General features: G+C 35.8%; 12 protein-coding genes. 6 read left to right on the top strand and 6 right to left on the bottom strand.

All coding sequences use genetic code 11. From position 1 onward, the window contains the following. The 6 genes from AC22ZQ_RS05445 to AC22ZQ_RS05420 form a co-directional block, all read left to right on the top strand. The coding region (locus AC22ZQ_RS05445) for a protein kinase family protein (RefSeq protein ID WP_318957772.1) at window positions 1-1,657 on the top strand (1,657 nt) is incomplete at its 5' end. A 3-nt stretch (window positions 1,658-1,660) separates the two neighbouring features. After that, window positions 1,661-2,479 carry a hypothetical protein gene (locus AC22ZQ_RS05440; RefSeq protein WP_318957771.1) on the top strand — a complete coding sequence of 273 codons (819 nt, stop codon included), beginning with the start codon at window positions 1,661-1,663 and terminating at the stop codon, window positions 2,477-2,479. A gap of 44 nt (window positions 2,480-2,523) precedes the next feature. Further along, on the top strand, window positions 2,524-4,752 hold the full coding sequence (locus tag AC22ZQ_RS05435; RefSeq protein WP_318957770.1) for a M48 family metallopeptidase: 2,229 nt from the start codon (window positions 2,524-2,526) through the stop codon (window positions 4,750-4,752). 3 nt (window positions 4,753-4,755) lie between these two features. Continuing rightward, window positions 4,756-5,577 carry a hypothetical protein gene (locus tag AC22ZQ_RS05430; protein ID WP_318957769.1) on the top strand — a complete coding sequence of 274 codons (822 nt, stop codon included), beginning with the start codon at window positions 4,756-4,758 and terminating at the stop codon, window positions 5,575-5,577. A gap of 282 nt (window positions 5,578-5,859) precedes the next feature. After that, window positions 5,860-7,797: a M48 family metalloprotease gene (locus AC22ZQ_RS05425; RefSeq protein WP_318957768.1), complete on the top strand. Its 1,938-nt coding sequence runs from the start codon at window positions 5,860-5,862 to the stop codon at window positions 7,795-7,797. Between the two features lie 3 nt (window positions 7,798-7,800). Next, window positions 7,801-8,595, top strand: coding sequence for a hypothetical protein (locus AC22ZQ_RS05420; RefSeq protein ID WP_318957767.1), 795 nt, complete (start codon window positions 7,801-7,803; stop codon window positions 8,593-8,595). Window positions 8,596-8,638: 43 nt separating this feature from the next. On the opposite strand, the gene glsB is transcribed toward AC22ZQ_RS05420, so the two are convergent. The 6 genes from glsB to pyrG all read right to left on the bottom strand — a co-directional run bounded on the left by glsB (window position 8,639) and on the right by pyrG (window position 16,676). Continuing rightward, window positions 8,639-9,565, bottom strand: coding sequence for a glycine N(alpha)-acyltransferase GlsB (gene glsB, locus AC22ZQ_RS05415; protein WP_318957766.1), 927 nt, complete (start codon window positions 9,563-9,565; stop codon window positions 8,639-8,641). Further along, window positions 9,555-10,376, bottom strand: a complete 822-nt coding sequence (gene glsA, locus AC22ZQ_RS05410) for a 1-acyl-sn-glycerol-3-phosphate acyltransferase (RefSeq protein WP_318957765.1) — start codon at window positions 10,374-10,376, stop codon at window positions 9,555-9,557. The genes glsB and glsA overlap by 11 nt, the downstream gene beginning before the upstream one ends. 8 nt (window positions 10,377-10,384) lie before the next feature. Next, window positions 10,385-11,665: an SPOR domain-containing protein gene (locus AC22ZQ_RS05405; RefSeq protein ID WP_318957764.1), complete on the bottom strand. Its 1,281-nt coding sequence runs from the start codon at window positions 11,663-11,665 to the stop codon at window positions 10,385-10,387. Between the two features lie 35 nt (window positions 11,666-11,700). Next, a complete protein-coding gene (locus tag AC22ZQ_RS05400; RefSeq protein WP_318957763.1) occupies window positions 11,701-12,555 on the bottom strand; it encodes an MBL fold metallo-hydrolase in 855 nt (284 codons plus the stop codon). A 518-nt stretch (window positions 12,556-13,073) separates the two neighbouring features. Beyond that, window positions 13,074-15,056 carry a membrane protein insertase YidC gene (yidC, locus tag AC22ZQ_RS05395; protein ID WP_318957762.1) on the bottom strand — a complete coding sequence of 661 codons (1,983 nt, stop codon included), beginning with the start codon at window positions 15,054-15,056 and terminating at the stop codon, window positions 13,074-13,076. Between the two features lie 9 nt (window positions 15,057-15,065). Next, the gene (gene pyrG, locus AC22ZQ_RS05390; protein ID WP_318957761.1) at window positions 15,066-16,676 is read right to left on the bottom strand and encodes a CTP synthase; all 1,611 of its coding nucleotides are present in this window, start codon (window positions 16,674-16,676) and stop codon (window positions 15,066-15,068) included. Window positions 16,677-17,022 lie beyond the last annotated feature (346 nt).

Genomic DNA, 17,022 nt, shown 5'->3' with positions numbered 1-17,022 from the left:
GTATCTAGAGGCGGGATATAGCATTGAGGATATAGAACAAGTTTTTGATATCTTAATGTATTCTCACTTACCCATAGATGAAGTAAGTATTGGTAAAGAATTTTTGGTGGGTGATCTGGCACACATTCCGGCTGATTATTTGCAGCTTGAGGAAAAGGCAATTGATTTTACTGAAGATTACGACGATTCGAAAAGTTCTCATCCTAACATAAAAAATAGAAAAGCGTTTGCCCTGAAACTTTACGAGGAAGAGCTGAGTGAATTTAAAGGAACCGACCAATACCTATTAGGACAAGAAAGGTTTAAAGGTATTAGAAGTATTGCGCGTTTTGAACGTGTGCAAAATTGGCTTTATTCAAAAGATTATGCCAACTGTTTGTATGAAATTGCAATTCTAGAGAAGCAATACCCAAACAATAAACACTTGATGCGCTCTAAAGCATTGGCTTGGACAAATGCTGCAGTTTACGCCGTAGAAGGTTCAAACAGCGATGTGTTTACAGATCCCGATGATTTGGAAGGAAAGATTGCTGGAGTAAACTACTTCTTTGATCAATTATCTGATGATGATTTTGTGGTTTATGCTTTGAGAAATGTGTTGGACTTAAAAGAACATTTTCCAAATGATAAAATGTTTGAGAAAATGGAAAATACTTTATTGCACTTAATGATTTTGGAAGACCTGGATTTGACCAAGTTTTATGCAAAAACTTTAGAGGAAACCGTAGCCGAAATTGAAGCACTCAATGCGCAAAAAGATACAGTTACTGGAATAAATAATACAGACGATAAAAATAAATACGGTTATACGCCTGAGAAATGGGACCAACTTTCTAAGTACGATAAAATAAAGATAAAAAAGAGCTATGTAGATGATGGTATCATTTCAGCATCAGATAAAGTGGATAGCTCAGAATATCTTTTATATGCGCTTTCAGATATTGCTAAAAATGAAGATTACTTGGAGACATTCAAAAGTTACGAGGAGGAATTGTTGGCGCAAGAAGATTTAGAGGATTCTTTAAATCGTTTAAAGCAAAGACAATATGTATCTTACATAGAAGCGCAACCGACCTTAGATTTAAGTGAAGAGAAGTTGATCTTTGTTGAGCCCGTTGCGATTAGAAAGAACTTTGGAGTTGTTCAATACAACAAAACTTTAAAGCTGAGTAGAAAAATGCACGAGGTTTATGATGAATATCCTTATGTACACGGTAAGCAAAATGCTATTGTAAATTTAAATAAACACAATTTGGCTCAAGTAGGTACTGAAGGGTATAATGCGAGAGCCGCGCTTGAACGTTATTTCTACAGTTATTTAGATTTGGGTTCTACCTATTACGTAAATCCAGATATGGATGAATTTGAAGAAATCTCAAGGGAATATAATAGTGATTACTTTGTGTTTTCTTTACTGGTGGATGACAAACATTTAACCTTAAATCCAAACTACGTTTACCTATCATTTTATACCTTATTTATCATTTTACCGCCGCACATAGCTGTGGAACTTACAAAGATGCACAAGGTGCGTTACGATATCGTTGTTTTTGATTTGCATTCTGGTGGAATAGTTAAACAGAGTTCCTATTCATTTAATGCTCGACCAAGTAAAACAATTTTGAGTTTGTACTTAAACGATATTTTAAACAACTAAGCCATGAGAAAGATGTTATTGATAGTAGCAACATTGACTGCGTTAAGTAGTGTTGCGCAGAAGAAAGTAGGTTTTTTTGGTAAGAAAAATTTCATTTCAATAGGTGTAAATCCTACGGTTGACTTTAAGATGGGAAATCTTCTTAGTTCACCCTTTTATTTAGACGGTGATAAAGTTAAACGTCAAGGTGTTTTTACATTTAGGCCTGGAGGTTTCAATTTTAGTGCGAGTAGAGCTCTTTCGAATCGTTTTCTAATTGGTGCAAGCTACAGAAGGTCTAACTTTACTTTATATAGTCCACAAGAGTATAATTCTGGTGAATTCTTTTCTCCTATTAAAATCAATAGAAATCAAGTCTCTTTATATTTAGAATTTTCATCTTACGAGTGGAATTCTTTGATTATGGGGAATTTCATGAATAGGTTAGAGCTTGGATTTGAACAAGCGGACATTCCGTTAACGGGAGAATTTTATGCCGTGGATGAATTTTTCCTAGGAGATGATCAACAACTTCAAGAAAATGCTGTTGTGAATACATTTAGTTTAGAAAATATTTTTGCTAAGCCGGAGGGGTATAACAATACAGGTGTTTTCTTTCGTTACACAGCTATGCAGTCTGTACCGTTATCAGAGTCCTTTATTCTTAGATACGGTTTTGATGCTACCTTTCACTTCAACTACATGGAGGCCTTTAGGTACAATTACGATATATCTGATTATACACTCCCCGAAAATAATTATGCCGTGGCTATGTCAACCTTTAAACTCATGGCTTTTAGAAGTGTTGTGAATTTTAGAACAGAATTGATATTTGCATTTTAGTTAATCGCCTTCCACACTACTTAAATTATTGAATAACACTAATCATGAACTATAATCGCTTACTTCACTTTGCCTGGTTTTTTGTATTTGTGATACAAGTCCAAGGTCAGATAGATTTTAATGCCTACACACCTTTACAATCAAGTGGTGAAATTCCGAAAAAATTCACCTTAACCCTAAAGGAGAGGGTTGAATTTATGACGAACAATTTACGTTCTTCTAACATGATAGAAGATCCTGATTTCATCTTGAATCAATGTATTGCTGAGCAAACTTTTTTGAATTCCGGTTTGGTAATTTATGGAGATACCTTGTCTCAATACATCAAAGATCTCGCAAAACTCATTTTAAAGGACGATGCTTCTTTATACGATGAGTTGGATTTTTATGTGCTAAAAACCAATGAGTGCAATGCTTTTATGAGTGGTGTAGGTATGTTATATATCACAACAGGTTTGCTCTCTCAAATGAGTACTGAAAGTGACTTGGCTTTTGTTATTGCTCATGAAGTTTCTCACTATCAATTAAGACACAGTTTAAATTTTCATAAAGAAACCAAGGATAATAAAAGCTTGAAATTTAATGATATGGCGGCATATAGTAAGCAGCAGGAGTTTCAGGCCGACTCTTTAGGTTTAGAATTGTTCTTAAAGGCGGGGTATAAGTTTGAGAATATTGACTTCACCTATGATATGCTGTATTATTCTTATTTACCAATAGACGAAGTTGAATTGGAAGAACGTTTTCTATTTGGTGAAAATTCAGTGCACTCCCCTCATCTAATTACAAAGGAAATTAAGGCAATTGATTTTAATCAAGATTACAACGACGAACATAGTAGTCACCCGAATATTGAAAAACGTAAAGAATATGTTAAACACTTATATAAGAAGTTACACGCCAATACAAAAGGGAGGGATTTATACAAGTTAGGGAAACAAAGATTCGAATTTATAAGAAATTTAGCGAGGTTCGAAAGGGTGCAAAACCACTTATATTCTGCAGAGTTCGCTAAGTGTATTTATGAAATAAATGTATTGCAACAAGATTATCCCAAGAGTAAATTTCTGGATATTTCGAAAGCGTTGGCTTTTACAAATGCTGCAGTAGCAAAAGTAGAATTCATTGATTTTATGTCTGACGGATTATGGGATGGAGATGCGCAAGGGAATATAGTTAAGGTTTATCATTTTCTTGAAAAATCAAGTCCCCAAGAATTGTTAAGTTATGCAATGAGACATGTTGTAAACACACAACAAAAATATCCGAACGAGTATATTTTGAACCAGCTTCAATATGCTCTTCTTAAATTGATGGCAAGGACCAATATGAATTTGAAGGCTTACAGTAAGTTTTCAATTAAAGAAATTCTTGAAGAACAGAATAGACGTAAACAAAAAACAAACCCCAAGGATGAGCAGGATATTTATTATGGATATTCAGCAAAGGAATGGAAGTCCCTTTCTAAATTTGAAAAAATAAAAGCAAAACAAAGGGCTAGTAATACAATTGAGGAGGTGGTTTTAGAAGAAGTAGATTCTAACCAACTTTATTTATACGTTTTGCCTGATCTAGCAATAGATGACAAGGTTCAAATTCTATTCAATAAAGCACAGGAAGAATATGCCTTAGAAAAGGAAAGATCATCTATACCTTCGAAGAGGTATGATTTCATGGTTCATTCCAAAAAGGTCTATAAAAAGGTAAAACTAGATAAAGGCAATATTGTGTTAATGACACCATCGGTATATCATGTCAAAAATCAGGAAATCGATTGGGAAAAATCGAAGAGAAATCAAGGTAGAATACTAAAGGGGTATTTGAGTTACTCTAAAAATAACGATAAGGTAGATATGTTAAGTTCTTCTCTCCTTGGTTTTTCAACGAAAGAGTACAACGCAAAAGCGGCTTTGGGAAGGTATACCAGAGTTCGGCAGTATTTGGGGAATACAGAATACATAAATCCTGATTATTTATACTTTCAAGATTTACAAGAGACACTCATGTGTAGGTATTTGCTAGTGTCAAATATCCTCACACACGTGAATCTGGATGTAGATCCTGGTTTGGTGTTATTATCTCTGATCCCAGTTGGGATTCCTTTTGTTGCATACATGGGGAGTAAGGGAATGAAAGCCAGGCGTGTACTTCATCACATGCAGCTCATAGATTTAAAAACGGGTAAAATTGTGAAAACAAGAGAGTACTTTTATTCTCAGCGCTTTACTAAGGGTTCTGTTCAGTTGTATGTAAATGATTTCATAAAAAATTAAGTTATGCAGAAAGTAGTTGTGTTATATTGTTTGCTTAGTTTTAGTTTTCTCTGTGCCCAAGTTGAACAGGGAGAGTATTTTGGTAAATCAAATTTTATTGGTTTTGGTTATTCCCCTTGGTTAGGAGGGCGTACTTACGCTGTATTCTACGAAGGGGGTGAAGTATATAAAGAGGTCAAACGATTGACTCCGCATTTGAATCAATTTGAATTTAGGTATTACAAAACGACAAGTAATCGAATGAAATTTGGATTTGGATTCGCTCAGCGATCCGTAAAACTTGCATATGGAAGATATTATCCGGATGCTCATATGTACAACAACTCTTTATTTGACGAGCACCTTTATGAATATAACTTAAGTGGATTTATTCCTGCAAGAGCCGAGATTAAGCGCAGGAGATATTCTTTTGTATGGGAGTATACCGGTAAACAATGGGCGGCGCTTCCTTTTGCTAATTTTACAAATGTTTTGGAGGTAGGATTCGAAAAAGCAAGAGTTCAAGCACAAGAGTCTCCTGTTTATATTAAGTATCAAACAATGAATTATCCACAAGCTCCAAAGTATGATGAATACTTGAGTAATTTTTCAGCAACCATACCCTATGGATTTAATTTCACCTCCGTATTCGTAAGGGTTGGAGTTATGAATTCTATACCCTTGAATAAAATGGGAATCTTAAGATGGGGAGGAGATCTTTGTTTAAACATTGTGGCAAAATCTAATATAGACCCTGAGTTTCAAAGTTTGACAAGAAAATTTAAAGAATCCGTAATCCGCGAATTTTATCGAATTAGAGTAGAGTATGTGTTCCCAATATTTTAAGTTAATAATGTAAGTATGAAAACTGTTTTTTATTGTTTTGTCCTTTTTCTGCTGGGCTTAAACATAACCACTGGTCAAGTCAATTTTAATGATTACAAACCGCTCAAGGCGAGGGGAAATATGCCGCATGATATCCATGCAATCATACAAGGACGATATTATAAATCTTTTAACCCTGCAGTGGTGTACCGTTCTTCTTTTTTTGGAGAAAACCAAAAAATCGCCGAAGCTTTTATACTGCGTTCTGGGAAGGTGATTTATGGAGATACACTGTCTACTTACGTGAATGCATTAGCAGCGGAAATTCTGAAAGATGATCAAAATTTATTATCGCGGTTAAACTTTTTTATTCTAAAATCGAATGAATGTAAGGTTCTCACAAGTGCTTTAGGAAATATATTTGTTACTACAGGATTAATTTCTCAATTGGAAACAGAAAGTGATTTGGCATTTGTTCTGTCAGTAGAAATCGCACGTTATAAATTGCAACATGGGTTAACACTTCCTGATAATTATTACGGAGGCAGTGAGGTATTAAAACCCTTTCGTTCGCTTCAAAATTATAGCAAAAAACAAATACTTGATGCAGACTCATTGGGACTTGATATTTATTTAGAAGCAGGATACTCTAAAGCGCGAGTCCCGATTACTTTAGATATCTTGTATTATTCGTATTTGCCAACAGATGAAGTTACAGTAACGCCGGAAAAGATAATAGGTAAAGGTGTTCCCTTCAATTCAGATTTAATTCCTGAGGATAAAGTAACCATTACTTTTAGCGAGGAGTTCGAGGATGATAACAGGAGTTTCTCAAATATAGAAGATAGGAAAGAAAAGTTGATGAAAAGAAAAGTTACTCGTTCAGAGGACGGAGGAAATTCACATGTTCAACTATTACCTGAAGAAAGTTTTTCTTATATCCGAAAAATAGCTCGTTTTGAACGCGTACAAAATGCACTGTATGCAGGGAAGTACGGTAAGGCTTTATATGAGGTTATGGTATTAGAGGAAAATCATCCTCAGAGTAAATATTTAAAATTGAAAAAAGCTTTGAGCTGGACAAATTTGGCGATAAACTCAAGTTTTGAAAAACCAGATTTCAGTTTATTTGATATGGGGCCCAATACCCAAGGTAGTATATATGAACTTCAATTTTTCCTACAAAAATGTTCAAAAAAGGAGAGGGTGTCATATGCTTTACGTCAAGTTGAAGTTTGTTTGCAAGAATATCCGTATGAACCAAGTTTACTCCAAATGGAGAAGGTTTTATTTGCAATTTTGATAGGAGAGAATATCCGTTTAGATGAATACAGTGAATATACAAAAGAGGAAGTTGCGAAGAATAATAAACGGCTCAGTGTATTTGAAAAAGAGGTAGATGATTTAACAATTCTGCATTATGGCTATTCTCAAGAAGAGTGGGAAGCCTTGGATAAGTATACAAAGATAAAAGTTAAGAAGGAGAGTAAGTCGAATAAACTACTGCAGAAAGTGGACTTGAACCCTTTATATACTTATAAATTTTCATTAGTCGGTGTATTAAATGAGGAGATGAAGAGAAGAAATAAACGCTTTCTTGAAGACTATGAAGAACCTAAGGATGTCTACCGAGCTGATGCATTTAGCACCTTGAGTGAACAAAAGCGCGTCTATCAAAATAATCTTGGCGACAGTCTTGTGCTTTATGCTGATCCCCTTGCTGTTTATCGAGGTAATAAGGGAAAGAAGGTAAATAAAAGTATGATCAAGACCAGTAATATGAGGTTCGGATTTTCGACCTATGCGAAATCGGAAGATTGTTTAGTTGGAGATTATTCAAAATATGGAACTGCACTTACAGATGATTATAATAAGAATGCAGCAATAACAAGATATTCCGTAGTTCGTCAACAAATGGAAGCTCCGTTTTACATTAATCCTGATTTTGATTTTTTTGATACGCTGGATTACCACTCAAACCTCTTACTCATGGCAGATGCTGAAGGAAGGTCGAATGTTCATGTGTACTTTTTAGAAGTTTTATATTCTGTGAGTTTATATGGTGTACCAATTATCCCATTGGCAATGTATAAGACTTTAAGATCGAACCACACAAAATTGCATTTTGTTGTATATGATCTGCGAACGGGAGGGGTTGTTAAAGAGGCAAACTATGTGTATTTGAAGGGAATAAACGCACCCTCAGTTGCCTTGTATTTAAATGACTTTTTAAAGAACTAATTTATGATTAAATATATAGCAATAGGATTTTTTGCTTTCCTTTCAATTTGTGGCTTTTCTCAAACGAAAGAGATGAAAAAGAGAGCGCTTTATTATGGAAAATCCAATTTTATATCTGTGAGTTTAACACCAAGTTTAAAGTACACAGGAAATAATGGGGTTTATTTAGAAGAATACTTCTATCAAAATAGTGGATGGGTGGCTCCTCTTCCAGGTGGTGTATCTTTTAAATATTATAAGTCTATTTCCGGAAGAATATTAGTCGGAGCTCAATTTTGTAGGGAGAAGGAGTTGTTTCAATTTTACCCTGAATACTCGCAAGAACATAAACAGTATCCGTTTGTTGAGCTAGCTGAAGTAAGTAGAAAAAAGATTTCTATGTTTCTTGAATTTAGGTCAAAAAAATGGGCTGCACTTCCCTTTGCAAGTTTTTCAAATAGTGTAGAATTTGGGTTTGATTATGTAAGTGCCAAAGACCAAGAGTTAAAAGCAATATATCCTACAGATAATGGTGATGTGAAATCTATTTACCCAATTGTTAGAGAAGAAAATGAGGGTGGTTTATTATTTCATACCTCTCCTTTTATTAGATACGGATTTATGAATTCAATGGTGTTAGGAAAGGTAGGGGTTATCCGATTCGGTTTTGAAATGGATGTGAATTTTCACTTCATTAATGCATTTTTTAAAAACAATAAGAATTTGAGTAAATATGGATTATTGATTCAAGATTATCAATCATCCATGATATTAAAAATTCCCAGAATTAGACTTGAATATATTCTTCCTTTGTTTTAAGGAATCGCACATTAAAAAAGGGCCTCAATTTGAGGCCCTTTTTTTATAACATCGGATCTATGTGTCGTGTTTTCTTTTCTTCATATATATCGTCTATCGTAACGAGTATACCGGTTTCTTCCACACCACCAAAATCTGGGTTTACTGCCGTGCCAAATGTTTTCATGGTAGGAGATAGATGCATGTAAATGTTCACTAAAGGAGGTACGTTTTCTCCTTTAGAACGTATGTATTGATTCAATACCTTAAATCCATCTTTAAAATCGAGATCTTTCAACATACGTTCGAACTCTGCAGTGTCACCCTTACTTTTTAAAGGATGTTTCGGAGAGAGTAATGCCTCTTTATCCGGAAAGAAGTGATGCATAAAGTGTAAGAGAAAATCTCTACAATCTGTATTGTAATCTGGATACATAGTTACTTTCCCAAAGAAGTACTTGATGTTGGGGTTCGTTACCGTTAAAGCACCTAATCCGTCCCAAATATTATCCAAAGCATATAATCCTTTCCTTGGGTTTTTAGAAGGTTGAAAATTGGGTTGAACCCAACTTCTTCCTAACTCTATCGTATGCGGGAGGTAATTTTCGATGAAGTCTTCAGTGAAATTGAAATAATGTGCCGTACTCAATTCAGGTTCACCCTCCGGACGAATGGCATTTTTACAATCGATAAAACGATAACCACCTATGATTTCCTTATCTTCTTTACTCCAAACGATGAGTTGCTGGTAAGAATTCTCATTGGTGTCATATTCGTCTAAGTCCAAAGACGCTCCTGTTCCGCCTCCAGCTGCACGAAAAGTAACTTCACGTAAACGGCCAATTTCTTTAAGTACATTAGGCGCATTTTGGTTGTTGACAATATAAATTTCATTATCACCTTTACGCGTTGTGCGTACCCATCTCTCTTGATTCAATTCCTTTTCTAGTATTTCTACTGGAATAGGATCTATTATATCCTTACTTGTCATATTGCTTTTCTAAAGCGTAAACTTTGTTTTTAATTTCTTGAGCCCAGACTTTGTCTGTTTTACTTTTGTCCAAGCTCGCGGCTGGGATAGGTGTGCCAAATAACACACGCATTTTTTTGTTGTTCTGTTTGTAGAGTTCATTTACAAGATACAACATTTCTATATTTCCTTTTATCCCCAGTTTCTTTCGAATATTAGATAAACGATAAAAGAAGTTAGAAAGTTCACCATTGATGTGTACGGGGATAATCGTATTGTTGTATCGTTTCGATCGTGTAATGAAGGTTTTTTTCCACTCTAAATCTTCTACGTGACCCTTGACTTTTCTGCTCACCAAACCTGCAGGGAAAACACATATGAGTTGATCCGTACCAAAAAGTTCATCTACTTTGCGCAATGATTCTTTTTGATTCTTCCCAATTTTATCAACGCCTATAAATATCTCCTTGAGATTCTCTAGGTTGAGAAGTACATCATTAACGATAAATTTTATATCTCTACGTTTGTGCTGTAACAAACTTACAATGGCCATGGCATCCATACCACCTAGGGGGTGATTTACGGCGAGTACACATGGACCTTTATCGGGTACATTTTCTAAACCTATGGTAGAAAGTTCTATGTTGAACTTATCGATAACGGCTGTACAGAAGTCAAAGCTATTAAGGTGTTTGTGCTCATCTATAAATGTATTCACATCTTTTTCGTGCAGTATTTTTTGTACGTAACGTATTAAAAAGCCAGGGATCCATTTCAATAGATTGGCATTCTTCTGCGCGATGATATTTCTAACATCTATGAATTTCTTCATTGTTCTTTTTATTGGTGCGATACATAAGCTCCGCTAACTTCTTCCTTGGCAGCAGGAAGGGCATCCACAGCCTCTTGGAAACTGTTGTAGCTATTCATGGATACTCTATGTAAGCCGCCAAAGATACCAATGATTTCGGCATTATAGCCTTTGGCTTTTAATTCTGCTACCTGTTTTTCAGCGTTTGCTAACTCTGAGAAATTTCCACAAATCATTTTGTATGCTCCTGTATTTTGTTCAGGTGTGGAAACTACTTCTTCTACAGTAGCTTCCTCGATAATCTCTTCTTCTGTATCGTCTATTGTGCTTTCTTCCGATTCGTTAACCTCTGCTAAAAGCTCTTCTTCAGTGTTTGCTGAAAGACTATCCATTACTGCCATATTTGAAGCTGCTGCCTCAGTTGTATCTGCAATATCTTCTTCCTCTTCAAATTTTGGTGTATCTTCTTTTACAGTTGTTGGATCTTCCGTTGTAGCAACTTCTGTTTGATTATTATTGAAGTAAGATTTTATGTTTTCTAATTGTAAAGCAGCAAAGGTTCCTGCACCTATGATTAGAATCAAAATAATGATTAAACCTAGTCTGTTTTTCTTTTTCTCTTTTTTAGGAGGAACAACCACAACTTTTTTAGCCGTTGCAACCTTTATTCCTTGTGGTTTTTCTTGTACAGGTGCTTCAACCTTTTTCTCTTGATCTTCTTCTTCCTCTTTTTGTTCTTCTTCCAAAGGAGAGGGAGGAATGTACGTGTTTACCTTTTTGGGAGTTTCTTCTTGAGCAGTTGTTTCTTCCTCAATTTCTGCGCGACCTGTTTCTTCCGGTTGAGGTATATCTTGCGCTGTTGGAGTTGGAACTTCTGCTACGTCTTGAGCTTCTTCATCCTTGTTGTCTTCTGTTGCTTCAGTCTCTTCATTAGCTTGTGCCTCTTCTTCCTCCTCAACGATAGATTGAACTGCTGCAACTCCTACATTTTTAATTTTGTCCCAAGAAACAAAAACAATTTTTCCGTCTTTGTTTTTCGTGAAAGAACCAAATTGGAACATGTCGTAAGATTCACCCTTGTCTAATTGTGCATTGATTTCACGCACGTATTTAGAAATGAAATTCAGGGCTTCTTGCTCATCCATGTTAGAGTTCTCAACAATGAAGTTTACTAGTTTTCCATCGTTGAACTTAAGGTATTCATTAAAAAGTAAATCGCCTGTTTTTTCATTGGCAATGATGATGGCTCCAAAATCTGGAATAATCACCGTACTTTCTAATTGAAGTAAAAGCTGAAGATACTTGTTCATGGTAAGCTATTTATGTTTAAAAATAGAGATTTGAATTAAAACAGTTCGTTAAAACTGAAGCTTTCTGAAAGGCGAACCCCTTTCTCTGTTTGTTTAACTGTACAACATTCATTTACACTGTCGTGTTCCAAGAAAAGGATGTACTCTTCTTCAGCTGCGCGTTGTAAGAATTTACCTTTTTCATCTAAGGTGAGTAGTGGTCGAGTATCATATCCCATAACATAAGGTAAAGGAATGTGACCAGTACTTGGTAGTAAATCGGCCATGAAAACCAAAGTTTTTCCTTTGTACTTGATGTGTGGAATCATTTGACTTTCTGTGTGCCCATCCACAAACAATAGGTCAATGTTATTGAAAACATTCTTCGTGAAATCACCTTGCCTATCCACAAATTTTAATTGTCCTGATTCCTGTATAGGTAATATGTTTTCTTTTAAGAAAGATGCTTTTTCTCTGGCGTTAGGTTCAGTAGCCCAGTTCCAGTGTTTTTCTGTACTCCAATAAGTAGCATTTTTGAAAACAGGTTCAAAACCAGTTCTATCTTTGTTCCATCTAATAGCCCCGCCACAATGGTCGAAATGTAAATGTGTTAAGAATACATCCGTAATGTCATCGGCAGAAAAACCAAGTCTTTTTAAGTTACCATGTAAACTATCATCTCCAAACAGGTAGTAGTGCGAGAAGAATTTTTCAGATTGTTTATCACCAATTCCTGTGTCTATCAAAATTAATCTATCTCCATCTTCAATGAGCATAGAACGCATAGACCAATCACACATGTTGTTGGCATCAGCAGGGTTGGTTCTGCTCCATAAAGATTTGGGCACAACACCAAACATCGCTCCTCCGTCTAATTTGAAATTTCCTGTGTTTAACGGGTAAATAGTCATAGTATCTTATTTTGCCCCTAAGTTATTAAGAGATTTGTAATAAACGAAAAAGGTCGCACTATTTTGTGTAGTGCGACCTTTACCGAAACTAAAACTAAACTATGAAAATTATTGTACCTAATTTTCCTTATACCAATTCTAGGTTTTTACCGAGAACTGAGATAAAGAAAATCAAACCTGGTACTCGGTTGTTAACCCAATTGGTTAACGTGTGGTTTTCCTTACAACCAACAATCTTTTATTGTTTTGTTCTCTTCTTTGCTACCAAACAAGTAGAGAAACGTTGTTTTCTTTTATCTAAATCTGCTGCAAAGATACGTAGGCTTTAGAGTGTGTACAAATCTATTTTGGTAACAATAGTTACATTGTTGGAAACCAGAGTTTTCAAATGGATAGGTGAGGGAGAGATAATGGAGGTTAAAGGGAGTATGTTTGCTAAGAAATGAGGATGAATAAAAAGAGCTGTAAGCAAAAAAAGCCCCAGTAAAACTGAGGCTTTTCGAAAATATGTGTCAAGATTATTTTTTCATTTTCTCTTGTTGAGCTTTTTGCATTTGCTCAAGTCTTTCTTGGAATTTAGACTTCTTCGCTTTTTTACCACCTCCAGCATTTTCAGCTTTTTTAGCAGCCATTTTAGCTTTTAATTTCTCTTCATCAACAAAGAAGTTCTTAATAACAACCATAGTTAAAATAGACATCAATGTAGAGATGAAGTAGTAATAACTTAAACCAGAAGAGTAGTTGTTAAAGAAGAAGATCATCATGATTGGGAAGAAGTACATGATGTATTTCATGTTTGGCATTCCCTCTTGTTGTGGTTGTTGCATGTTACTACTGTTCAAAATCGTATAGATTAAAGTAGTTGCTGCCATCAACAAAGTAAATAAACTCACGTGGTCTCCATAGAATGGAATATCAAAACTTAAGTTCGCAATACTATCGTATGAAGATAAATCCTCTGCCCATAAGAAGCTCTTTTGTCTTAATTCAAAACTAGACGGGAAGAATCTAAAGACTGCGAATAAGATAGGCATCTGAATCAACATAGGTACACATCCTGCTAATGGAGAAGAACCTGTTTCCTTGTACAAGGCCATGGTCTCCATTTGCTTTTTCATTGCATCCTCTTTGTTCGGGTACTTCTTGTTTAACTCTTCTATCTCTGGTTTTAAGATACGCATCTTTGCAGATGATGTAAACATTTTCCATTGAATAGGAGTTAATACTGATTTTACAACAATCGTAAGTAATAAGATTGCAATACCCAAGTTAATACCGAAGCTGGCAAACCAGTTAAATAAAGGTTGAATCGCATAAACATTCACCCATCTAAAGATACCCCAACCTAAGTTGATGATGTCTTCTGTTTCGTTGTTGTAGCTAGATAATAGCTCGTAATCGTTGGGTCCGAAGAACCAGTTCATTTTAACAGAACCATTATCCGTAGAAGTCATTCCCAAGTTCAATTGCGCTTGGTAGTCTTTAATGTGTGTATCGTAAAAAGGAGAGTTCTCACCAAAAGTTGTAATCTTCAAATCTGAACCATTTTTACCAAAACCATTAGCAGGCATCAATATAGAAGAGAAGTAACTTTGTTTAAAGGCTACCCAGTCGATATCATTTTCAAATTCATCCTGGTCATCATCTGATGCTTCCGATAAATAGTCGTAGTTCTCGTTTTTTTCTTTAAAGAATACAGTAGAGATTCTTCTTTGCTCAGAAAGTAAACGCTCCGTCTTTACCAATTTAGCGTTCCAGTCTAGCATTACGTTCTGTGGGGTAACTTCACCCAGTCCATACATGCGAATTTCGTAAGTCATGTCGTACTTACCATCTTCTAATGCGTAGATGTATTCAATGGCTTTGTTTCCTCCTAAAGAATGACGAAGCGTAACGTTGTTGTCGTTCTGACTAACAATTTCAAAAGCTTTGTCAGCAGTAGAATAAACACCCCCCTCGTAAGGGAAACGAACCGCGTTGTTTGAATGCTCACCGTCAATTAATTTTAAAGCGGTAATTACACTGTCTTCTTTAGCAAAGTTCTCGTAGCTTTCAAATTCTTTCAAAAGTACATTTGCAACTCTACCACCTTCTGTGTGTAATTCAATTTTTAAACGATCGTTCTCTATCCAAACAGATGTGTTTTCAACTTCAGACGTAGCTGCTGTAGTAGATAAACCACCAACAATAACAGTGTCTTGTTGTGTTAATGTATCTGTGTAAATAGGGTTGTTTAAAGAATCTGTAGCTTGCACCCATGCAGAATCTGCATTCATAACCATTTTAGGTTGTAGGTGATTGGCAACAGCAACCGTGTTTGCTTCTTCCAAAGAGATTGTATCTTCAGCAGGAGCTATAGCTGCAAGAGAATCTGCAATAGCTTGTTCTCTGGCTTCAACTTGTGCTTGACGAATTTCTTCCTCAGTGGGTTGATTGAAGTAGGTGTATAGGGCCAAAAGACCACCGATTAAACCTAATCCAATAATTGTATTTCTATCCATTTCTTATGATTACTTTTTGTTCTTTATTGCAGCTCCAATAAATGCTGTAAATAAAGGGTGAGGGTTCTGAACCGTACTCTTGTATTCTGGGTGGAATTGTGCTCCAACAAACCAAGGGTGCTCAGGAATTTCAACTACTTCAACCAATCCAGTTTCTGGGTTACGTCCTGTAGCTATCATTCCGTTTTTCTCAAACTCTTCTAAATATTCGTTGTTGAATTCGTATCTGTGACGGTGACGCTCATTTACGATTTCGGTATTGTATGCTTCGTAAATGTTTGTTTTAGATTTTAATTTACATGCGTAAGATCCTAAACGCATCGTACCACCCATTTCAGAAATGTTTTTCTGTTCTTCCATAAGGTTGATGACAGGGTAAGCACAGTCGTCAGAAATTTCTACTGTGTGTGCATCATCCCATCCAAGTACGTTTCTTGCGTATTCGATAACGGCACATTGCATACCTAAACAAATACCGAAGAAAGGAACTTTATTTTCACGGGCGAATTTCACAGCAGTGATTTTTCCAGAGATTCCTCTTGAACCAAATCCTGGCGCTACTAAAATTCCGTCTAAACCTCCTAATTGTTCTTCTACGTTGGAAGAAGTTAATTTTTCAGAGTGTATCCATTTTACATTCACCTTACACTTGTTGGCAACACCACCATGTATAAAGGCTTCAGATATTGATTTGTAAGAATCTTTTAATTCAACGTATTTCCCAACTAAACCAATGTTTACTTCAGTTTCTGGGTTTTTAAGTGTAGTTAAGAATTCTTTCCAGTTCGTTAATTCAGGAGTGTTTTTTCTTGGTAATTGTAATTTCTCCAAGACCACCATGTCTAACTCTTCCTCTTGCATCAATAAAGGCACGTCATAAATAGACTCTGCATCTTTAGATTCGATAACAGCGTTCGGACTCACGTTACAGAATTTTGCAATTTTTCTACGCAAAGTCAAGTCTAAATCGTGCTCCGTTCTACAACAAAGAATGTCTGGCTGTAAACCTAATTCTAACAATTGCTTTACACTGTGCTGCGTTGGCTTCGTTTTTAACTCACCAGCTGCTGCTAGGTAAGGAACTAAAGTCAAGTGAATCACGATACAATCGTTTTCAAACTCCCAGTTCATCTGACGAACAGCTTCTACATATGGTAAGGATTCAATATCACCTACCGTACCACCAATCTCAGTAATAACGATATCGTACTTTCCATCTTTTCCTAAAATCTGGATACGTTCTTTAATCTCATCGGTGATGTGAGGAATAACCTGAACTGTTTTTCCTAAGTAATCTCCACGTCTTTCCTTTTCGATTACTGATTGGTAGATTCTACCCGTTGTAACGTTGTTGGCTTGAGACGTATTTACGTTTAAGAAACGCTCGTAGTGACCTAAGTCAAGATCTGTCTCTGCACCATCATCCGTAACAAAACACTCACCGTGCTCATATGGGTTTAATGTACCTGGATCAACATTGATGTATGGATCCAATTTTTGAATGGTTGTTGAAAAACCTCTGGCTTGTAAAAGCTTTGCCAGAGAAGCTGAAATTATTCCTTTTCCTAACGAAGAAGCAACACCCCCCGTTACAAAGATGTATTTAGTAGAATTTGACATTTCTTAAATTTTGTAACTACGGGGCGCAAAGATACAACAAACTAATCCTAATAACCATAAGTTAAAGTGCTTTTTCTATGAATAAATGTCAACAGAGGACCAGTAGAGGAATCCTTGAGCTTATGTGTTCATTTTCAATCCATTTATCCGCGCGGCAAAAGGACAAGGAAAGGGTGTTGCATGATCGGTGTTTTTTACTGCCCTATATATAAGGTATAAAATGAATGTAGAATTTAGAGTTAACAATCAAGAATTAGGGGAGGGCATTTAAGCGGATAGGTGTGCTGTTCACCGGGCTATCCGTTCTACTCCGTTGTTGTTTGGCTAGTGGTCTGCGGTCAAGCGT

This window comes from Lishizhenia sp. (assembly GCF_057456495.1).
This window is presented reverse-complemented; position numbering and strand designations above follow the sequence as displayed.